14 protein-coding genes, 1 tRNA gene and 1 pseudogene are annotated in these 20,291 nt (G+C 56.1%); 13 read left to right on the plus strand and 3 right to left on the minus strand.

Annotation, left to right across the window (positions count from 1 at the left end; genetic code table 11):
• Nucleotides 1-156 precede the first annotated feature (156 nt).
• The 9 genes and pseudogenes from QZQ97_RS22870 to QZQ97_RS22910 all read left to right on the plus strand — a co-directional run bounded on the left by QZQ97_RS22870 (nt 157) and on the right by QZQ97_RS22910 (nt 10,474).
• A complete protein-coding gene (locus tag QZQ97_RS22870) occupies nt 157-1,293 on the plus strand; it encodes an MFS transporter (protein ID WP_311995378.1) in 1,137 nt (378 codons plus the stop codon).
• The gene (locus tag QZQ97_RS22875; RefSeq protein WP_311995303.1) at nt 1,293-2,426 is read left to right on the plus strand and encodes an MBL fold metallo-hydrolase; all 1,134 of its coding nucleotides are present in this window, start codon (nt 1,293-1,295) and stop codon (nt 2,424-2,426) included. The genes QZQ97_RS22870 and QZQ97_RS22875 overlap by 1 nt, the downstream gene beginning before the upstream one ends.
• 21 nt (nt 2,427-2,447) lie before the next feature.
• Nucleotides 2,448-3,383, plus strand: coding sequence for an aldo/keto reductase (locus QZQ97_RS22880; protein ID WP_311995304.1), 936 nt, complete (start codon nt 2,448-2,450; stop codon nt 3,381-3,383).
• Between the two features lie 24 nt (nt 3,384-3,407).
• Nucleotides 3,408-4,706, plus strand: coding sequence for an NTP/NDP exchange transporter (locus tag QZQ97_RS22885; RefSeq protein ID WP_311995305.1), 1,299 nt, complete (start codon nt 3,408-3,410; stop codon nt 4,704-4,706).
• A gap of 29 nt (nt 4,707-4,735) precedes the next feature.
• A complete protein-coding gene (locus QZQ97_RS22890; RefSeq protein WP_311995306.1) occupies nt 4,736-5,461 on the plus strand; it encodes an NADPH-dependent F420 reductase in 726 nt (241 codons plus the stop codon).
• 348 nt (nt 5,462-5,809) lie between these two features.
• Entirely contained in the window at nt 5,810-6,988 is a 1,179-nt protein-coding gene (locus QZQ97_RS22895) for an MFS transporter (RefSeq protein ID WP_442995475.1), read from the plus strand.
• Between the two features lie 300 nt (nt 6,989-7,288).
• Nucleotides 7,289-7,654: pseudogene (locus tag QZQ97_RS22900) on the plus strand (DNA helicase); the annotation flags it as partial.
• Nucleotides 7,655-7,677: 23 nt separating this feature from the next.
• On the plus strand, nt 7,678-9,393 hold the full coding sequence (locus QZQ97_RS22905; RefSeq protein WP_311995307.1) for a TraI domain-containing protein: 1,716 nt from the start codon (nt 7,678-7,680) through the stop codon (nt 9,391-9,393).
• A 67-nt stretch (nt 9,394-9,460) separates the two neighbouring features.
• Nucleotides 9,461-10,474, plus strand: coding sequence for a tyrosine-type recombinase/integrase (locus tag QZQ97_RS22910; protein WP_311995308.1), 1,014 nt, complete (start codon nt 9,461-9,463; stop codon nt 10,472-10,474).
• Between the two features lie 198 nt (nt 10,475-10,672).
• Here QZQ97_RS22910 and QZQ97_RS22915 read toward each other — a convergent pair.
• A tRNA-Phe gene (locus QZQ97_RS22915) sits at nt 10,673-10,748 on the minus strand.
• Nucleotides 10,749-11,454: 706 nt separating this feature from the next.
• Here QZQ97_RS22915 and speF point away from each other — a divergent pair.
• Nucleotides 11,455-13,617, plus strand: a complete 2,163-nt coding sequence (gene speF / locus QZQ97_RS22920; protein WP_311995309.1) for an ornithine decarboxylase SpeF — start codon at nt 11,455-11,457, stop codon at nt 13,615-13,617.
• A 26-nt stretch (nt 13,618-13,643) separates the two neighbouring features.
• Here speF and prpR read toward each other — a convergent pair whose 3' ends face one another.
• On the minus strand, nt 13,644-15,248 hold the full coding sequence (prpR, locus tag QZQ97_RS22925) for a propionate catabolism operon regulatory protein PrpR (protein ID WP_311995310.1): 1,605 nt from the start codon (nt 15,246-15,248) through the stop codon (nt 13,644-13,646).
• A 259-nt stretch (nt 15,249-15,507) separates the two neighbouring features.
• Between prpR and prpB the strand changes: the two genes are divergently transcribed.
• The 3 genes from prpB to QZQ97_RS22940 are packed head-to-tail and all read left to right on the plus strand — an operon-like array spanning nt 15,508 to nt 19,107.
• Complete coding sequence (gene prpB, locus QZQ97_RS22930; RefSeq protein WP_311995311.1) at nt 15,508-16,398, plus strand: methylisocitrate lyase; 891 nt, start codon at nt 15,508-15,510, stop codon at nt 16,396-16,398.
• Between the two features lie 33 nt (nt 16,399-16,431).
• On the plus strand, nt 16,432-17,598 hold the full coding sequence (gene prpC / locus QZQ97_RS22935) for a bifunctional 2-methylcitrate synthase/citrate synthase (protein ID WP_311995312.1): 1,167 nt from the start codon (nt 16,432-16,434) through the stop codon (nt 17,596-17,598).
• Between the two features lie 57 nt (nt 17,599-17,655).
• Nucleotides 17,656-19,107 carry a bifunctional 2-methylcitrate dehydratase/aconitate hydratase gene (locus QZQ97_RS22940; protein ID WP_311995313.1) on the plus strand — a complete coding sequence of 484 codons (1,452 nt, stop codon included), beginning with the start codon at nt 17,656-17,658 and terminating at the stop codon, nt 19,105-19,107.
• Between the two features lie 77 nt (nt 19,108-19,184).
• On the opposite strand, the gene mltC is transcribed toward QZQ97_RS22940, so the two are convergent.
• Entirely contained in the window at nt 19,185-20,261 is a 1,077-nt protein-coding gene (mltC, locus tag QZQ97_RS22945) for a membrane-bound lytic murein transglycosylase MltC (RefSeq protein ID WP_311995314.1), read from the minus strand.
• Nucleotides 20,262-20,291 lie beyond the last annotated feature (30 nt).

Raw genomic sequence — 20,291 nt, forward strand, 5'->3', positions numbered from 1 at the left:
CCGTGAGGGTAGGCACTGCGTTTTTTGTTTTACCTGATCACCAGTACTAAAAATTATGAGGATTTGATGGACAGACAACACGCAGTAGTCTCAGCCGGCATTGCCGACCGTCAAGGTGCCTCAGAGAAGCCTTCCTACTGGAGCGGTGTCGTCGCGATGTCGCTGTGTGTCTTCGCGCTGGTCGCGTCGGAGTTCATGCCCGTGAGCCTGCTGACGCCGATCGCGCAGAATCTGCATGTAACCCAGGGGATGGCTGGCCAGGGCATTGCCATCTCTGGTGCATTCGCGGTCCTGACCAGTCTGTCAATTGCAGCCATCGCGGGCAGTATGGATCGAAAGACCCTGCTGCTCGCCATGACCGCGTTGATGGCCCTATCGGGTGCCGTCGTTGCGTTTGCACACGACTATCCGACCTACATGATCGGTCGTGCACTCCTTGGCGTGGTAATTGGCGGGTTTTGGTCGATGTCAGCGGCGACGGCCATGCGCCTGGTCCCCAACCACCAGGTACCCAAGGCGCTGGCGATCTTTAATGGCGGCAACGCCCTGGCGGTCGTCGTCGGCGCACCCATGGGAAGCTATCTGGGTGCTATCATCGGCTGGCGCGGGGCCTTCTTCTGCTTGGTTCCCGTTGCAGCGATCGTGCTGATCTGGCAGTGGGTCAGTCTGCCAGCGATGAAGACCCAGCCTCGCGGGTCGCGATCGGTCAATGTACTGGGCCTGCTCAAGAAGAGTTCTGTTGCGCTTGGTATGGCTGCCTGTGGTGCGTTCTTCATGGGGCAGTTCGCGCTCTACACCTATGTGCGGCCCTTCCTGGAGAACGTGACGCACGCGCCGGTATCGACCTTGTCGCTCATCCTGTTGACGATTGGTGTGGCCGGCGTTATCGGCACAGCGCTGATCGGTGTGTTTCTCAAGCGTGGCCTTTATCGGACGCTCATGCTGATTCCCGTTCTTATGGCGGTGATTGCTTTGTCCCTGATCCCGTTCGGTGGCGGCGTCATCGCCGTAGCCGCTTTGCTAGGCCTATGGGGGCTGGTCGCCACTGCCGCGCCAGTTGGGTGGTGGACATGGGTCTCGCAAGCCATGCCGGAGAATGCTGAGCTCGGTGGCGGGCTGATGGTGGCGGTGGTCCAACTGGCGATCGCGCTAGGCTCAACCGTGGGTGGATTGCTGTTCGATGGAGGTGGCTATAAGACAACCTTTGTTGCGAGTGCGACAGTACTGCTGATATCCGCCGGGCTGACCTACCTCACGTCGCGCACTGTTTCGGCGCAGCGGGCACAAGGCTGATGGCAAAGCGTCGCTCCCTATTGAGCGGGCTGTTTCCCACCACTCTGATGTTGATTGGGGTTGGAGCGTTGGCAGGCCTCGCGTATCTGCAGCAACCTCTGTTCGGGAAGCTACCCGAAGGAGAGAGACTTTCCCGGATCAGCACGTCTGGCAACCAGGCCGGTGGTACCTTCCGCAACCAGGTCGATACGCCATTGCTGACGACCGACGAGTCCCAGCTCGAGCTGTGGCTGAGCAACTTCAACAAGCAGCGTAATACGCGCCCGCCAGCTGCGATGCCGTCCATCAGAACCGATTTGAAGGCGCTGGATCCCGCGCAGGACTTGGTTGTATGGCTGGGGCATTCGTCGTACTTCGTCCAATTGGGAGGCAGACGCCTCCTCATCGATCCGGTGTTCAGCACCAATGCTGCACCGGTGATGTGGGCCAACGTCGCGTTCGAGGGAACCAGCATCTATAGCGCTGATGACGTTCCTGCAGTTGATGTGCTTCTGATCAGCCACGACCATTATGACCATCTGGACTATCCGACGGTCCGCGCCCTACGGCCCAAGGTCAGGCAAGTTATCGCCGGGCTTGGCGTTGGCGCGCACTTCGAATCCTGGGGATACGACAAGCGCACCGTGTATGAGGCCGACTGGTACGAGACCGTCCAGGCCGGTCCAGAGCTGCAGGTCCACGTTACACCCGCGCGGCACTTCTCTGGCCGAGCCTTCACGCGCGATCGGACCGAGTGGGTCGGCTTCGCGTTGACGACACCCCAGCATCGGATCTTTTTCAGTGGAGATTCGGGCTACGGTCCGCATTTTACCGAGATCGGCAGACGCTACGGCCCCCTGGATTGGGCCGCGCTAGACATGGGCCAGTACGACGGGCGCTGGGCCAATGTGCATATGAATCCTGAGCAGGCGGCACAGGCTGCAGAAGACCTTGGGACGCGGGTACTCACTCCTGGACATGTCGGGCGCTTTTCGATCGCACCGCATGACTGGGACGATCCATTCAAGCGGATCGAAGCAGCAAGCCGGCAACAACGCTACGCCTTATGGACGCCGGTAATCGGGCAGCCTGTCTATCTGGACGGACGTCCACAAGAGTTCTCCCCTTGGTGGGAGAGCGTGAAACCTCACTGACCCAACCCGTTGGAGCAGACCATGAATTTTCAATCTATGACACGCCGACAAGTTACCCTTCTTGGTCTTTCCGCCATGGTCACCGGCAGTTTCACCATGGCCCAAACCGGCGGTGCCGGTGGTAGTGCAATTCCTACTACGACGACGCGCAGAATCCGCCTGCCCGATGGAAGCCTCGCTCCGTCGCTTGGCATGGGGTCCTGGCGGCTTGGGCAGGGCAGGCGTCCGATCACTCAGGAAGAGGACGCTATGCGTACTGGTCTCTCGCTGGGCATGGACCTTATTGACACTGCCGAGATGTACGGTAGTGGGGCTTCTGAGGAAATGGTCGGTAGGGTCATTGCTGGCCGGCGTTCCGAGGTCTTCCTGGTTTCCAAAGTGTTGCCTTCCAACGCGACTACGGCGCGCGGTATCCGTAATGCCTGCACCAGCAGCCTCAAACGCCTGGGTACCGATCATCTTGACCTCTATCTGCTGCACTGGCGTGCTCAGGTCCGCGATTTGGCTCTGGTGGTCGACACCTTCGAGGGGCTCAAACGTGAGGGGCATATTCGACGCTGGGGTGTCTCCAACTTCGACGTTTCCGACATGGAAGAATTGTTCTCTGTCGCGGGCGGCAAAGCCTGTGCGACCAACCAAGTGGAATACAGCCTGGCTAAACGTGACATCGAGCACGACTTGATCCCATGGAGTCGCAAGCACGGTGTTCCGTTGATGGCGTATTCGCCACTGGGCAGCGACGGTCGACTGTTGCGCAATGCGGCTCTGTCTGAAGTGGCCAGCAAGCACGGGGTGACGCCTGCGGCGATCGCTATTGCATGGACCCTGCGTGACGGGTCCACCATATCTATCCCTGAATCCGGGTCTGCGAGCCACATTCGTGAGAATGCCCGCGCGGTGACGCTGTCGCTGGACGCGCAGGATCTCACTGTTTTAGACCGGGTATTTCCCGTTTGAGCGCAACAGGAGGGAGATTGAACGATGCCAGCTTTCTTGCAGCGATTGACCGGGGTCAGGCCCGAGGAAGCACCGGCCATCCTCTGGTCGATGCTATATGTGGTGTCCCTGTTCCTAGCCTATTACGTGCTTCGCCCGATCCGCGATGAGATGGGCGTGGCTGGCGGCGTAGACAATCTGCCGTGGTTGTTCACGGGAACCCTGATTGCCATGCTGGTGGTCAGCCCCCTGTTTGCCCTGGCGGTACGCAAACTGCCACGTAATCAGTTCATCGCCCTAGCGTACCACTTCTTCGCGGCCAATCTGGCGCTGTTTGCCCTCGTGCTGCAGTTTGCGGATGCGCAATGGCAGGTGTGGATCGGCCGAGCATTCTTCATATGGGTCTCGGTGTTCAACCTGTTCGTGGTGTCGGTCTTCTGGTCCTTCATCGTGGACATCTTTGACAGTGAGCAAGGCAAGCGATTGTTCGGTATTCTGGCTTCGGGGGCGACGATCGGCGGCATCCTCGGCTCGGTGCTCACCTCATTGCTCGTTACGAATCTCGGACGCTCGTGGCTGATTATCGTGGCCGTTGTCTTCCTTGAGCTTGCAATCGTGGTGTCGCGCAGGTTGTCCTTTGCTGCGACAGCAATTGAACAGCCTGGCCGTCACCGGGATGCTAACAAGCCCATGGGCGGCGGTATCTTTGCTGGCTTTCTGCATATGGTTCGCTCACCCTACTTGGCTGGTATCGCTGTTTTCATCCTGCTGTACTCGATTACTTCGACCTTCCTGTACTTCCAGCAAGCCAGCATCGTCCAGGCGAGTTTCCCTGATCGGGCGGCGCGAACCGCTTTCTTCGCCAACATCGACCTGCTGGTCAATTCGATCACGCTGTTCTTTCAGCTCTTTGTCACAGGGCGGTTGATCGCCAGGCTCGGCATCGTGACGACATTGTGCATCCTGCCGCTGATCAGCGTGATGGGTTTTGTCGCACTAGCGGCCAATCCAAGTGCGTTGGTCCTAGTGATGGTTCAGGTCGCACGTCGGGCTGCCAATTTCGCCATCGCCCGGCCCGCACGCGAAATTCTGTTTACGTCCAGCGACCGTGAGGATCGCTACAAGGCCAAAAACTTCATTGACACTGTTGTCTACCGCGGCGGGGATCAGGTTGCAAGCTGGAGCTATGCAGGTCTACTGGGTGTGGGGTTTACCCTAGCGCAAATGGCCGTCGTTGCCATCCCCCTGTCTGTTGCATGGCTCGTGCTGAGCTTCTGGCTTGGGCGCACCCACCAACGGCAGGAAGCACAGGCTTATCCAGCGTTGCTGGCTGGCAAGCCCTGATAGCCGATGTCAACCAAGAGGACTTTAATATGATCATTTCTCGTCGAAAGCTATTGCAATCCCTGAGTGTCCTGGCTGCTGCACCCTGGTTTCTTCGCGGTGTCGCTTACGCAGCACAGCCAATGCGGATCGGTGTGCTCGGTGCTGGCTCGCTGGGCAGCACCGTAGGAAGCCTGTGGGTGAAGGCCGGGCACGAAGTCATGTTCTCTTCACGCCACCCGGAAGAACTCGAATCCTTGACGCGAGAACTGGGGCCGCGAGCTTCCGCGGGACTGCCTGTTGCAGCAGCTGAATTTGGCACCGTCCTGTTGCTGGCAGTGCCCTTCGTCGCTATCCCCCAAGTGGGGCACGATCTACGCCACCTGTATGCCGGCAAGGTGATGCTCGATTCCACCAATCCATGGGGGGCGAGCGACAGCGAGGTGTACAGGGAAGCCCTGGATAACGGTGTTGCACAGACAGTGAATAGGTATTTCGCTGGCGCACGACTGGTTCGGGCTTTTTCATGTGTTGATGCGTATGTGGTGGCAACATCAGGAAGACGCTCGGGCGGACGCATTGGCATGCCCATCGCTAGTGATGATCCCCTGGCGATGCAGGTCGCTGCCGGGCTCGTGCGTGACGTTGGCCTAGATCCTGTTGTTGTAGGCAATCTTGCTGCTGCTTCCGTCTTTCAACCTGGAGGCCCAGGGTGGCGAGTACATCTGACCGCCCCCGAGTTGCGCCATCGTCTCTATCTTCCTGCCGATGCCTAGAACTTGAAGTCCGAAACCGTGAGCAACTGCTCTGCTGGTTGCGTAAGGACTCTGAAGTTCGTTTTTATGGGTATTCACGGCATCGCTCCATAACTGCTACGCCCGGCATAACGGTTATGGAGCGAAATAGATAAATCTGGCTCCTTTGGATGCGCCACCCTTTTGGGCTGGCTCTCTTTTCAATTCGGACTGCGTCGCTTAACGAATTAAGTTAGCGCTCCGTATGAACATATATATCGCAGCGCGGTGCTCCCACAAAAGGGCATTGCCAACAGTCACTAACCCCTTAATACAGGATTTTTTTACGTGTCATCAACTGATTCTCTGGTTTCCACAATTGACAAGCATATGCCTTCTGACCAGCTCCCTGTAGGAGCACTTCTGTCTCTGGCTATGACAGGACTCATATCCATCATGACTGAAACCCTTCCGGCTGGACTGTTGCCTGAGATTTCAGCAGGACTTGCGATCACGCCTTCTCAGGGGGGGCAGTTGGTTACTGCTTATGCTCTTGGGTCGATGCTTGCGGTCCTTCCGTTAACAATTTTGACTCAGCACTGGAATCGGCGAACTTCGCTGCTCACTGCAGTTTTCGGCTTCCTAATCTTTAACATCGCCACGGCACTTTCGACAGATTACGTGTTCACGCTTTTCGCAAGATTTATGGCTGGCGTGGCGGCGGGGTTATCTTGGAGTCTGATAGCGGGCTATGCTCGCAGGCTGGTCAAGCCCGAACTACAGGGCCGTGCCGTCGCTGTCGCCATGCTTGGCACACCCCTTGCGCTGTCCTTTGGTGTCCCTGTCAGCACATGGCTCGGCCACATAGTGGGTTGGCGGCAGGCCTTTCATGGAATGTCGTTATTTACCGTCGTTCTGGTTATCTGGATCCTGTGGAAATTGCCTGATTTCCCGGGACAAGTGCAAGCTCAGCGCTTGGGGTTGTGGCGAGTGCTGCGTACACCTGGAGTGCGCCCTGTACTGGTGGTGATTTTCGCCTGGATGCTGGGCCACAATATCCTGTACACCTACATTGCGCCATACGTCGCACAGGCTGGCCTGGTCAGCCAGGTCGACGTTGTCTTGCTGGTATTTGGCGCCGCAGCGCTTGGTGGAATCTGGCTCATCGGACGGTTGGTTGATCGATATCTTCGTATTACCACGTTAGCTAGTCTGGCAGTTTTCAGCCTCGCACTGATAGTGATGGGGGGATGGGCGGATGTAAGCCCAATTGTATATGCATTTACCGCAGTTTGGGGCTTGACCTTCGGCGGTGCAGCTACATTACTGGTCACTGCAGTCGCGGATGCTGCTGAAGAAGGCGCTGACGTCGCAGTGTCATTGACAGTAGTGGTGTGGAACGCCGCGATCGCTGGCGGTGGCTTCTTCGGCGGCGTACTTCTCCAACAAGTAGGTGTGAACGCGTTTCCCTGGACGGCTCTGTTACTCATCATTATTGGATTGGTCGTGGTAGGCACTTCTAATCGGTATGCCTTCCGGTCTGGACCTCGCGTGCATGTAAATCACTAATGGTTGTGGAGCGTATCGATAGCCTCTTCAATCGATAATGTTATATGAGGATCGGTATCAACTCCTCATCCTGTGCTGAAGTGGTCATCAGAGGGTGAATCAAGGAGAGTTTTTTGCTGCGTTGAAATGTACGAGTGAATACACGAATAGACGCCAGCAATGCCAGGTTGATAACTGCCTATCAACCTGAAAACGGCTGACTACGGGAAACTTTTTATTTTGGGAAAAGGGTTTCCTGTGGCGATAGCCGTATTGACCTGCGCAGCATTAGCGCCGGTCAAGTTTTACGGAGTGCTGCTGATGTCTTATTGTGATACGCCTGAACAGGCCGCCATCATCGGTTGGTCTGGAAGCAAACTGGTGGTAAAGGTTTTTGCCGGCACCGGCAGAACGTCCATACTGGTGCGGTTCGCATTTGCGAATCCTGACACCTGGATGCTCTATCTTGCCTATAACCGGGCAGTCAGGAACAATGCAGAGCAAAAACTCCCATTTAATGTGGGATGTAACCCCCCCCATCAACGGGCCTGGCCCGACCTCGGCCGCCACTATCAACAACGGTTGACTGGCAATCTGCGGATCACCGCCGTTGCCCGCCAACTTAATACGCGTTACTCGCCTCTGGCTCGTGTAGCCATTACGACCTTCAATGCCTTTCTCTGTAGTGCTGTTATCACTGGAGGCCAGGTATGTTGAAGACTATCAAAGAGCTGCTTGTCGGGACCCGGGATATGTCAGCAAAGCCAACGGCAATCACTTCAGCCTCACGGGGCCCTGCTGGCTACTATATGCCCGCGTCAGCAGAACAGCTGTTGAGCACGGTATCTCGTAAGCAGTGTTTACAGCAGTTATGGGAAAATTGTGCACTTCCCAAAGATCTCTATGAACAATTTTATCTGCAGCCATTGAAGCAACTAATGACGTTGATGCAGGTGTTGCCGGCTACGTCTCTGGGCGAGTATGCCAGAGAAGGGGGGTTGGTTGATGTCACCCTGCAGACGACGACATATGCGGTGCGCCTGGCCAAAGGACACATGCTGCCTCCCGGGGCCGTACCGGAAGAACAATCGGCCCAGAATGTGCAGTGGAATGTCGTGGTGTTTTACGCTGCGCTTTGGCACTACCTACCGCAGTTGAGCCAGCTGCAGGGGGAGTTTCAAAGTGGCCGTGCCTGGTTACCCGGTCTGACAGTGCCGAGTGAACCCTACCGTTTTCGATTCAGGACGACCCTATCAGCCCCGAAATTGGCGACAAGTCAAAGTGCGATGATTGCTGCACGGCTGCTGCCGGCAGAGGTCATCGACTGGCTATCAACACTGCCGGCGGCTGCACACTCGTTGATGACAATCGCTTCCCGACAGCCCAGTGCTTTATTACCTGTGATAGACGACATTATCCAGAAGGCGGCCAAGCTGGCGCGCGGAGATAGCCTGTCCATAGCATCCTCTCCGGCACCCATCTCCGACACATTGACAGTAGTCTTACCATCGGTGGCGCCGACAACAGAAAATACCACCTCTTCAGTACCCACAATTGATTTGCAAAGTGCAGTCAGTAGCACCAACCCTTCGCGTGTTGAGGAGCAGCTGCCGGCAGAGACATTAAATCCGCCCAAAGAAAATGCAGCGTCAGCAACGGAGGTATTACTGAGCTCGGTTCTGGATGCACCGGTCAATGATCAGCCTTTGGAAGAGATGGTCCTGGCGCCTGAAACGGTGGCCGGCGGCGAAGAGGAGGATATGCAAGCCCTATTGTCATTAATGACGGGTGAGGTGTCTGCTCCGGTGGATCAGACAAAACAGGAGTTCGGGGACGCCCCTCACGAAGATGAAGGCCCTATGACTGCCGATAACCCTGCGCTTACAGCTGAAGTGACACAGGTAGTTGAGGCTGCCGAAATAAACCGGGAGTCAGACGCCATCGATGATATCGCTCCCGAAGCGGCATTTTCAACAGCCGAATTTTGCCCGCCTCAAACTACTGACCTCGTTCCCTCGCAATCACAAAAGCTGGGCATTGAAGGCGATGGGGGCATAACTCCAGGAGAAGTCTTTTGGCGGTGGTTAGCTGATGGACTCAATTCTAATGAGATCCCCATCAACTCCGTAGGAACGCGGGTTCATCTTGTGTCTGGTTTTGTCTTTATCACCGTACCTGGAATTTTTTATCTGTACCTGAAAGAGGCTGGTCTGGATGGCTCTCAACGAGAAGTCCTTCAGGAGGATTTTGAACGTCTGGAGAAACATCGTCGGGTCAAAGGTAAACGATTCTATTTTGCACACCTGCATGAAACATCAGAGCGCACAGGTGCGTTTAAACGAACCAAAGGTTACCTCGTTAAAGCAAGTTTGCTCTATCGGGTGAAAAGCATGCCTGACGACAGTCCGGTACTGGTGATCCCTTGATAGGGATTAATCGCGTCTTATGACTACATTATGTTCACAAGACTTCTATTTAAACTAGGGGGATATCATGCATAAATCGCGTGTTATGGATTGGGACACTTTGCTCGAAGAGTATTTTTTTTCAAAGGCGTTACGTCCGGAAACTGAGAAGAGCTATCGCAGAGTGGTTGCTGTTTTCAGGAAATTTATTGGGTATGACACGTTACCGGATGAAGTCACGAACAGAGAACTGATTTTATGGCGTAGGGACATGTTGGGGAGAGGGTTAACAACAAGTACATGGAATAATAAAGCTCGGCATTTGCGCGCAATTTACAATCAGGGAATAAAGAAAAAATGGCTCAACGTAGAGGAGAATCCACTAAATGAAACGCAAGTACCGCCGGGTAGCAAACGTAAAAAGATACTGAACCGTGACCAACTGGTTAGAGTGAATCTGGTGTTAGAACAATTTGAAGAACGCGAAAAGTTACGGGTAGGTAAATGTCGTCCTTGTGCGCTCTTTCCTGTGTGGTATTGGCGAACTGTCATCGATGTGTTGCGTTCGACGGGGATGCGGCAAAACCAGTTATTACATATACGGCTCGTGGATGTAGATCTGGTGGCAAACTCGATATTGCTATGTAAAGAAGGCAGTAAAACGCATCGCGAGTGGTTAGTTCCTATTGTGAGCTTTGTCCGTGAACGTATGCGAATACTTCTCGACCGCGCGATAGCACAAGGGGCCGAACCGGCAGATTATCTGTTCGATGTGGCGCGATTCTTGAGTCCATTGGGTGAGGTTGACTCAGAACCTGCAATCCAACCTGTTCGCTCATTCTTCACCAGGCTGACGAAAGAGTGTGGCTTTAAGGTGAGTCCGCATCGATTCAGACATACCCTGGCTACCGAAATGATGAAGTCACCCGATCGTAATTTGGCAATGGTTAAAGGTTTGCTTGGGCATCGGAGCGTCAGCACAACAATGGAATATGTCGAACTGGATTTAAAGGTTACCGGGCAAGCGTTAGAGAATGAGCTGTCACTGTATATGGATGTGATACCAGTGCGTGAAAGTGAGGCCAGACTCGTCTTGACATGACTTTAACAAGCTGTAAAAATCAACAGTGATCGAGAAAAGGACGCTTGTGCGCGAACACAAGCATCCTTTTTAAGAGGAACCTAGTTATTAATATCGAGTGTGCAAATTCGGAAAGCACTGCGATATCAACCTGCCAGTTCCTTTGTTCCGCCCGTTAAAGGGTGTACCTCTAACCAGCGTGCTTTGATGCAGAATTAGTGGTGCCCGGACTCGGAATCGAACCAAGGACACGGGGATTTTCAATCCCCTGCTCTACCGACTGAGCTATCCGGGCAACGGGGCGCATTTAACCCTATTGGCCGGATATCGTCAATCGCTTTCTGTCACAAACCCGATCGGTTGCTCTATTTTCATTCAATGGGGCGGGGCGCTGCCGGGTGTCTGCATCGGCCTGCGGCAATAGATATGCAGAAAATATGTGTATTTATACCGTTTTGATTTTACAGGTATTTATTTTTATATATTAAATAACAATAAGTTACAGAAATACTGATTCAGGGGGAGGTAACATGATTGTTACTTGAACCTCATAAAAAAACATGCAATCATTGCGCAAATTTTAGCACTCTTCGTCTCTTAACGGTGTTTGCGCTCATTTAAGTCAGAGGGTTACTGGCATGACTGGTTTTGTTACTCAAGCGCCATTGCGCACCAGACATCTGATGATGCCATCACGACGCCGTTACCTTTCCCGAACACAGTACGTCAAGAACGCCCTGCCGACCATGCGGTAAGGCATCTTCTGATGCTCGCTGTTAGGCATTATTAAAAATAGAGCTGCGGCTCTGATTTTACTGATGTCTATCGGACGCTGCCGATACCAGTCCCCGATAGCTGCCTGATGATCTCGCGATCATGAGCCGGTCACGGTTGCGCTTTATGCTGCAACGCCGGACATCACTTTGCCGGGATAACCTTTGTTATCTCATCGCCGTGCCCCGTGGCACCACCTCATCCTTAACCGTTTGAGAGTTAGCATTATGAAAGAATTGAAAATAGCAACAAGCGCCAGCCTGGTCGCCACCATTGAAACGCTGCGCCAGATTGTCCGCATTGAACAGACGGACTATACCGATGTGGCCGCGGTAGTCGTGTCGGTTGATGACGTTAACGCCGGGATTTTGGCGCAGTTGAAAGCCACCGGATTCGAGATCCCAACGTTTGTTGCTGTTGAAGGGGATGAACATCTTTCCCCGGACTACCTGCCGTTTATTACCGGCGTTTTTGCCCTGGCAGGCGCCAGCAAGGCGTTCTATATGGCGCAACTGGAAGCCGCCGCCGACGCCTACGAGCAGGCGTTGCTGCCGCCGTTTTTCAAAACGCTGAAGACTTACGTGGAGATGGAAAACTCCACCTTCGCCTGCCCGGGGCATCAGGGCGGCGAGTTTTTCCGCAAGCACCCGGCCGGCCGGAAGTTTTTCGAATTCTACGGCGAAACGCTTTTCCGTTCCGACATGTGCAACGCCGACGTCAAGTTGGGTGACCTGCTGATCCACGAAGGCTCGGCCAAGGATGCGCAAAAGCATGCGGCGCGGGTCTTCAACGCCGATAAAACCTATTTTGTGCTCAACGGCACTTCGGCGGCCAACAAGGTGGTGACCAATGCGCTGCTGACCCGCGGCGATCTGGTGCTGTTCGATCGCAACAACCATAAATCCAACCACCACGGCGCGCTGATCCAGGCTGGGGCGACGCCGGTATATCTGGAAACCGCGCGCAACCCGTTTGGTTTTATCGGCGGCATTGATTCGCGGTGCTTTGACGAGCGCTACCTGCGTGAGCAAATCCGTGAGGTGGCGCCGGAGAAGGCCAATGCGGCGCGGCCGTTCCGCCTGGCGATCATTCAGCTCGGTACTTACGATGGCACTATCTATAATGCGCGTCAGGTGATCGACACCATCGGCCACCTGTGCGATTACATCCTGTTTGACTCCGCCTGGGTGGGTTACGAAGGCTTTATCCCGATGCTGAAAGAGTGCTCGCCGCTGCTGCTGGAGCTGGATGAACTCGATCCGGGTATTTTCGTCACCCAGTCGGTGCATAAGCAGCAGGCGGGTTTCTCGCAGACTTCGCAGATCCACAAGAAAGACGATCATATCAAGGGCCAGAAGCGCCACTGTAATCATAAGCACCTTAACAATGCTTTCATGTTGCACGCCTCGACCAGCCCGTTTTACCCGCTGTTCGCCGCGCTGGACGTTAACGCCAAGATGCATGCCGGCGCCGCCGGCCGCCGCATGTGGATGGACTGCGTAAAGCTCGGCATCGAGACGCGCAAGCAACTGCTGGCGCGCTGTTCGCAGCTCCGACCGTTTATTCCCCTGCAGGTGGCGGGCAAGGACTGGCAGGATTACGATACTGATCTGATCGCCAACGACGCCCGTTTCTTCAACTTTGTGCCAGGCGAGGCATGGCACGGTTTCGAAGGCTATGCGCAGGACCAGTATCTGGTCGATCCGTGCAAGCTGCTGCTGACCACGCCGGGCATCGACGCGGCCACCGGCCACTACACCGAGTTCGGCGTGCCGGCCACCATTCTGGCCAACTTCCTGCGCGAGAACGGCATAGTGCCGGAGAAATGCGATCTTAACTCGATCCTGTTCCTGCTGACCCCGGCGGAAAATCCGGCCAAGATGGAGCACCTGGTCGATATGCTGGTGCGGTTCGAACGCTACGTGGAAGAAGACGCGCCGCTGAGCGAAGTGTTGCCGACGGTGTACCGCAAGAACGAGCAGCGTTATCGCGGCTATACCCTCCGCCAGCTGTGCCAGGAAATGCACGATCTGTACGTCAGTTTCGACGTTAAGCAACTGCAAAAAGAGATGTTCCGCCAGAACCATTTCCCGCAGGTGGTGATGAACCCGCAGGACGCCAACGTGGAGTTTATCCGCGACAACGTCGAGCTGGTGCCGATCGGCCAGGCCGAAGGGCGCATTGCGGCGGAAGGCGCGTTGCCGTACCCGCCGGGCGTGCTGTGCGTAGTGCCGGGGGAAGTATGGGGCGGAGCGGTGCAGCGTTACTTCCTGGCGCTGGAAGACGGCATCAACCGTCTGCCGGGCTTCTCACCGGAGCTGCAGGGCGTGTATATCGAGAAAAAAGATCACGGCTGGAAACGCATCTTCGGCTATATGATCAAGCAGTAAACGCGCCTCGGGCCGCTTTGCCGCAATTAAGAGCGGCCTGCTTCGCGCAGGCGCCGCCACAGCGTGGTGCGGCTGATGCCGAGGTACTGCGCGGTCGCGGCGCGATCGCCATTAAATTGCGCCAGAGCAGCCTGAACGTCTGATATGACGGGCGCAGGCGGCTCGGGCGATAACCCGACGCAAACCAGCTCCGGCAGCCAGCCACAGAGCTTCTGTTCACTCAATGCCTCCGAGGGTTCGGCGCTTAAAAACAGCGCCAGCCGCTCCATCATGTTACGCAATTCGCGAATATTCCCGGGCCAGCTATAGCTCTGCAACCGTTGTAGGCAGGAAAAAATGCCCTGCATCCAGGCGGCGGTAAAAGGCACGCTCAGCTCTGCCAGTGCCTGTTTCAGATACCACTGGGCCAGTTCCATCACGTCCTGTTCTCGCTCACGCAGCGCGGGCAGGCTCAGGCGCAGCGTATTGAGCCGATAAAACAGATCGGGGCGAAACTCGCTGCGGCTCACCGCGTTTTCCAGGCTGCAGTGGGTGGCGCTGATAATGCGCACCTTCACCGGGATAGGGCGCTGTCCGCCAACCCGGGTGATTTCTTTTTCTTCCAGCACGCGCAGCAAGCGGCTCTGCAGAGGCAGCGGCATTTCACCGATCTCGTCGAGAAACAGCGTGCCCCCATCGGCCGTTTCAAACAGGCCGGCGCGCCCACCGCGGCGGGAGCCGGTAAACGCCCCCTCTTCATAACCGAATAACTCCGCCTCCAGCAGCGATTCGGCAATGGCGCCGCAGTTGATAGCAACGAACGGAGCCGCCGCACGGCGGGAAAAGTATTCCTGATGAATGGCCTGGGCGGCCAACTCTTTGCCGGTGCCGGTTTCCCCCTGGATGAGCACCGCGGCGGATGAGCGGCCATAAAGCGCGATCGTGCGGCGAACGTTCTCCATCATCGGTGAATCGCCGCGCAGGTGGTTTATCCCATAACGCGCGCGCAGGGTTTCGCGGCCGGAGGGGGGCTTGCGCGGTTGGGCCGCGCCTTGCAGGGAACGCGTCCTGCCCAGCGCTTCGTGAAAGGCCTGGCGCACCGTGGCGGTCGAATAGATGAGTACGCCTGCAAGCGCCGCTTCCTGAGCCAGATCGGTAATCAGCCCGGCGCCGACCACCGCCTGAACGCCTTTCGCTTTTAATTCATTGAGTTGCTCGCGCGCTTCTTCTTTAGTGACGTAGCTGCGCTGTTCCAGTTGCAAATCAAACGCGTGCTGAAATTCCATCAGCTCCGGCAGCGTTTTTTTATAGGTAATGATGCCTACTGACGAGGCCATGCGGCGCGCCTTGGCCAATGCCTGCACGATGTCAAAGCCGCCCGGTTTGATCAGCACCACCGGCACGGAAAGGCGGCTTTTCAAATAGGCGCCGTTGGAGCCTGCGGCAATGATGACGTCGCAGCGCTCGGTGAGCAATTTTTGGCGGATATGCTGCACGGCTTTTTCAAAGCCCAGCTGAATGGGGGTGATGCTTGCCAGGCTGTCGAATTCCAGGCTGATATCCCGCAGCAAGTCAAACAGGCGCGTGACGGAGACGATCCAGATGGCGGGCTTGTCGCCGGCGCCGTCCGGCAGAGCTGAAGAGTAAGCCATAGGTTCAACATGCATGCGGGAACATACCTATGGTTGTAGGCGTGTTTCACGCATGTTTCAAGCCAGGGGCGTGAAACGTTTCATGAAACGTTAACCGGGGCGCATTTTTTGAAATTTCGGCCTGGCTCAGCGATGAGGTTTGCTTATCTTTTTGATTAACATTGTTTTTTCATGGGGCCGATTTTAAGCCAGGGTTGGTACGCCCCTTGCTTTATTGCCGATACCTGAAAATAACAGCTGTCTGCAAGAGGATAAGCCTATGACATCCCCCTCTCCGGGCCAGGCCTTTCGTGCCGCATTAAGTAAAGAAAGCCCGTTGCAAATTGTCGGGACCATCAATGCAAACCATGCGCTGCTGGCGCAACGCGCCGGTTTTCAAGCCATCTATCTTTCCGGCGGTGGCGTGGCGGCCGGCTCGCTGGGGCTGCCCGATTTAGGCATCTCCACGCTTGATGATGTGCTGACCGATGTGCGGCGGATAACCGACGTTTGCCCGTTGCCGCTGCTGGTGGACGCGGACATTGGATTCGGCGCTTCGGCCTTCAATGTGGCGCGCACCGTGAAGGCCATCGGCAAAGCCGGCGCGGCGGCGCTGCATATCGAAGATCAGGTTGGCGCCAAGCGTTGCGGGCACCGGCCAAATAAGGCCATTGTGTCTACGGCGGAGATGGTCGATCGCATCAAGGCGGCGGTGGATGCCCGCACCGATCCCAATTTTGCCATCATGGCGCGCACCGATGCGCTGGCCGTGGAAGGGATTGAGGCGGCGCTCGATCGCGCCCGGGCCTACATCGAAGCCGGGGCGGATATGCTGTTTCCCGAGGCGGTGACCGAGCTGGAGATCTACCGTCGATTCGCCGGCGCGGTGGAGGTGCCCATTTTGGCCAATATCACCGAGTTCGGCGCGACGCCGCTGTTTACTGCTGAAGAATTGAAAAGCGCGCATGTTGCGATGGCGCTCTATCCTTTATCTGCATTCCGCGCCATGAATCGTGCGGCGGAAAATGTTTATCAGGTTCTGCGCCGGGAAGGCACGCAAAAAAACGTCATCGACCAAATGCAAACTCGTCACGAGCTTTACGAGAGCATTGGTTACTACCAGTTCGAAGAGAAATTGGATGCCTTGTTTGCCCGCGAACGCGGCGAATAAGGTTTTCTTCGCCAATATCACAGAGAGGCTGACATGACAGATACAAGCCCCCAACAGACACCCTCAGGCAATAAACCGAAAAAATCCGTTGCCTTATCAGGCGTGGTCGCCGGCAATACCGCGCTGTGTACCGTCGGCAGAAACGGCAACGATTTGCACTACCGCGGTTATGACATTCTCGAGCTGGCGCATTATTGTGAGTTTGAAGAGGTGGCCTATTTGCTGATCCACGGCAAATTGCCCACCCGGCACGAGCTGGACGCTTATAAGGTCAAACTCAAAGCGCTGCGCGACGTGCCGATGAGCGTCAAAACGGTGTTGGAAGCGCTGCCCGCCGCCTCGCATCCCATGGACGTCATGCGTACCGGTGTCTCCGCATTGGGCTGCGTTTTGCCGGAGAAAGACGCTCATGGCACCCCGGGCGCCCGCGATATCGCCGATAAGCTCCTGGCTTCGCTCGGTTCCATGCTGCTGTACTGGTATCACTATAGCCACAACGGCAAACGCATTGAGACGGAAACGGATGACGACTCGATTGGCGGCCATTTTCTCCATTTGCTGCATGGCGCCAAGCCCACGGAAAGCTGGGAAAAGGCGATGCACGCCTCGCTGGTGCTTTACGCCGAACATGAATTCAACGCTTCCACCTTTACCGGCCGGGTGATTGCCGGTACCGGTTCGGACATTTATTCGGCGATTGCCGGCGCGATTGGCGCGCTGCGCGGCCCTAAACACGGCGGCGCCAATGAAGTCTCTCTGGAAATCCAGCAGCGTTATGAAACGCCGGAAGAGGCGGAGACCGACATCCGCAAACGCATCGAGAACAAAGAGGTGATCATCGGTTTTGGCCACCCGGTGTATACCCTCGCCGATCCCCGCCATCAGGTCATCAAACGCATTGCGCATCAGTTGGTGGAAGAAGCGGGGCAGCCGAAGCTGTTCAACATCGCCGATCGATTGGAGAGCGTGCTGTGGGAAACCAAAAAAATGTTCCCTAACCTCGATTGGTTCTCGGCGGTCTCTTACAACATGATGGGCGTGCCCGCTGAAATGTTCACGCCGCTGTTTGTCATCGCCCGCGTTACCGGTTGGTCGGCGCATATTATTGAGCAGCGCCTCGACAACAAGATTATCCGGCCTGCGGCGGCCTATGTCGGCCCGCAGGAGCGCGCTTTTGTGCCCGTCGATCAGCGTCAATAAACCGGCGGCCGCATGGCGCCGCATTTGCCAATAATCATAAAACAGGAAGATAGCCTTATGTCCGCCTCCGTGCTCAACATCCGTCCGGATTTCGATCGTGAAATGGTCGACATTGTTGATTATGTTATGAATTTTGAGGTTACATCTGCACTGGCATATGAAACCGCGCACTATTGCTTTCTCGATACGCTGGGCTGCGGCCTGGAAGCGCTGCAATATCCGGCCTGCAGGAAGCTGCTCGGGCCAATAGTGCCGGGCACCCAGGTGCCCCACGGCGCACGCGTGCCGGGGACGCAGTTTCAGCTCGATCCGGTGCAGGCAGCCTTCAATATTGGCACCATGATCCGCTGGCTCGATTTTAACGATACCTGGCTGGCAGCTGAGTGGGGTCACCCTTCGGATAATCTGGGCGGGATCCTGGCGGTGGCGGACTGGCTGTCGCGCAATGCGGTGGCCGGTGGGAAAGCGCCTCTGACGATCGGGCAAGTGCTTGGCGGCATGATCAAGGCTCATGAAATTCAGGGCTGCATTGCGCTGGAGAACGCCTTTAACCGCGTCGGCCTGGATCACGTTTTGCTGGTGAAAGTCGCTTCCACGGCGGTGGTGGCAGAGATGTTGGGGTTGTCCCGCGACGAAATCCTCAACGCCGTCTCGCTGGCCTGGGTGGATGGTCAGGCGCTGCGTACCTACCGCCATTCGCCCAATACCGGCACGCGCAAGTCCTGGGCCGCCGGCGACGCCACCTCACGGGCAGTGCGGCTGGCGCTGATGGCGCAAACGGGGGAGATGGGCTATCCCTCGGCGCTCAGCGCCAAGACCTGGGGATTTTGCGACGTGCTGTTCAACGGTGAACCGCTGCGCTTTCAGCGCCCCTATGGCTCTTACGTGATGGAAAACGTGCTGTTCAAGATCGCTTTCCCGGCGGAGTTCCATGCCCAGACGGCGGTGGAAGCCGCAATGACGCTGCATCAACGGATGTTGGCGGCGGGCAAAAGTGCAGCGGATATCGGCAAAGTGAGCATTCGCACTCATGAAGCCTGCATCCGCATTATCGATAAGCAGGGGCCGCTTGATAACCCGGCGGATCGCGATCACTGCATTCAGTATATGGTGGCCATCGCGCTGCTGTTCGGGCGCCTGCGTGCCGCCGATTACGAAGACAATGTGGCGCAGGATCAACGCATCGACAGCTTGCGCGCCAAGATCGGCTGTGTGGAAGATCCCGCTTTTACCGCCGACTACCACGATCCCGAGAAGCGTTCTATCGCTAACGCCATTACGTTGGAATTTAGCGACGGCAGCCGCTTCGAGGAGGTCGAGGTACAATACCCGATCGGGCACGCCCGCCGTCGCCAGGACGGTATCCCTTTGCTGATTGAAAAATTCACCACTAACCTGGGGCGCCAGTTCCCGCTCCGCCAGCAGCAGCGGATTTTGGCTATCTCTTTGGATCGGCGGCGTTTAGAGCAGATGCCGGTGCATGAATACCTCGATCTGTATGTAATTTAAGCGCCGCATCTGCAACGATAAGCCGAAAAAAGGGCCGGTTTTTATGCCGGCCCTGATTATTTTCCGCCTGGAGCGCATTACCTTCTGCGGTAGCTCTTCTGCGCGTTGTTCACCTTCACCAGATAACGGCGTGACTCGCTGGCCGGGTGCTTGGTGGTCAGCGTCTGGTAAATGTCACCCGGCTGCATGCCGTTGATGATACTCACCGCGCGGGTTCTGTCGCTGGAGAACACCCGCAACACGCTGCCTGCGCCGCCGTTATAGGCGGTGATCACCGCATAGCGGCGCGAGGTCGGGTTCTGAATGCCGCCCAGGTAGTTGTTTTGCAGGATCGCCAGATAAGCGGTGCCGGTGTCGATGTTGTTCTCCGGATCGAACAGATAACTGCGGCTTGGCGTACCCCATTTCCCGCGCATCTGGAACACGTCTTTACCGGCGGTGTGCTGCACAACCTGCATCAGGCCAAGCGCATCCGAACCGCTGACCGCATACGGGTTAAAGCTGGATTCGGTCTGCATGATCGCCAGGATCAGCGACTCTTCGACACCGTATTTCTCCGACGCCTTGCGTACCATCGGCAGGTACTTGTGCGCACGTTGATCCAGGTGGTTGGGCACCAACTGAATGGTGACCGAGTAAATCACATGCAGGCCGGAAGTGCGTTTTTGCAGCTTGGTTTGCAGCAGATAGTCGGCAAAGTGCGCCGCACGCCATTCCCAGCGAATCGGTGCGCCTTTGTTATCCAGGACCTGGCCGTACAGGAACGGCTCTTTACTGATCTGGATATCGTTGACGTCGGAATAGAGATCGATTGAACCTGGATCATCCCCCATCAGCAGGGTGCTGATGATCGCCTGGCGCAGGTGAGCGGCAGGATCGGTAGTGGCGATGGTTTCAATGGTGATCGCACCAGAATCAAAGTTGATGTGGCTACGGGTTTGATACTGATCGGTATATTTAACGTAATCTTTTGGCCCGGCGATCAGAACTTCGTTCAGACCCCAGATATTCTCGATGTTGTGGGCAAACTGGCCCATCAGGATCTCGAAACCGTTGGTGTCTTTGACCCAGGCTTCGTTGACTTCGGTGCTTTTTTTGCCGGAACAGGAAATCACCAGGGGCGCTATCACTAGCAAAGCTAAAATTTTCTTCATCTTAAAGCCGTATACGAGAAGTATTGGAAG

The organism is Serratia sp. root2, from assembly GCF_031931805.1.
GTDB lineage: Bacteria > Pseudomonadota > Gammaproteobacteria > Enterobacterales > Enterobacteriaceae > Serratia > Serratia inhibens.

Excerpts from the sequence above, each read along its gene's own strand:
- mltC (WP_311995314.1), bottom strand. The coding sequence starts at position 20,261 with ATGAAGAAAATTTTAGCTTTGCTAGTGATAGCGCCCCTGGTGATTTCC.
- prpB (WP_311995311.1), top strand. The coding sequence starts at position 15,508 with ATGACATCCCCCTCTCCGGGCCAGGCCTTTCGTGCCGCATTAAGTAAA.
- QZQ97_RS22890 (WP_311995306.1), top strand. The coding sequence starts at position 4,736 with ATGATCATTTCTCGTCGAAAGCTATTGCAATCCCTGAGTGTCCTGGCT.
- QZQ97_RS22875 (WP_311995303.1), top strand. The coding sequence starts at position 1,293 with ATGGCAAAGCGTCGCTCCCTATTGAGCGGGCTGTTTCCCACCACTCTG.
- prpR (WP_311995310.1), bottom strand. The coding sequence starts at position 15,248 with ATGGCTTACTCTTCAGCTCTGCCGGACGGCGCCGGCGACAAGCCCGCC.
- prpC (WP_311995312.1), top strand. The coding sequence starts at position 16,432 with ATGACAGATACAAGCCCCCAACAGACACCCTCAGGCAATAAACCGAAA.
- QZQ97_RS22880 (WP_311995304.1), top strand. The coding sequence starts at position 2,448 with ATGAATTTTCAATCTATGACACGCCGACAAGTTACCCTTCTTGGTCTT.
- QZQ97_RS22910 (WP_311995308.1), top strand. The coding sequence starts at position 9,461 with ATGCATAAATCGCGTGTTATGGATTGGGACACTTTGCTCGAAGAGTAT.
- QZQ97_RS22940 (WP_311995313.1), top strand. The coding sequence starts at position 17,656 with ATGTCCGCCTCCGTGCTCAACATCCGTCCGGATTTCGATCGTGAAATG.
- QZQ97_RS22905 (WP_311995307.1), top strand. The coding sequence starts at position 7,678 with ATGTTGAAGACTATCAAAGAGCTGCTTGTCGGGACCCGGGATATGTCA.
- speF (WP_311995309.1), top strand. The coding sequence starts at position 11,455 with ATGAAAGAATTGAAAATAGCAACAAGCGCCAGCCTGGTCGCCACCATT.
- QZQ97_RS22895 (WP_442995475.1), top strand. The coding sequence starts at position 5,810 with ATGCCTTCTGACCAGCTCCCTGTAGGAGCACTTCTGTCTCTGGCTATG.
- QZQ97_RS22870 (WP_311995378.1), top strand. The coding sequence starts at position 157 with ATGTCGCTGTGTGTCTTCGCGCTGGTCGCGTCGGAGTTCATGCCCGTG.
- QZQ97_RS22885 (WP_311995305.1), top strand. The coding sequence starts at position 3,408 with ATGCCAGCTTTCTTGCAGCGATTGACCGGGGTCAGGCCCGAGGAAGCA.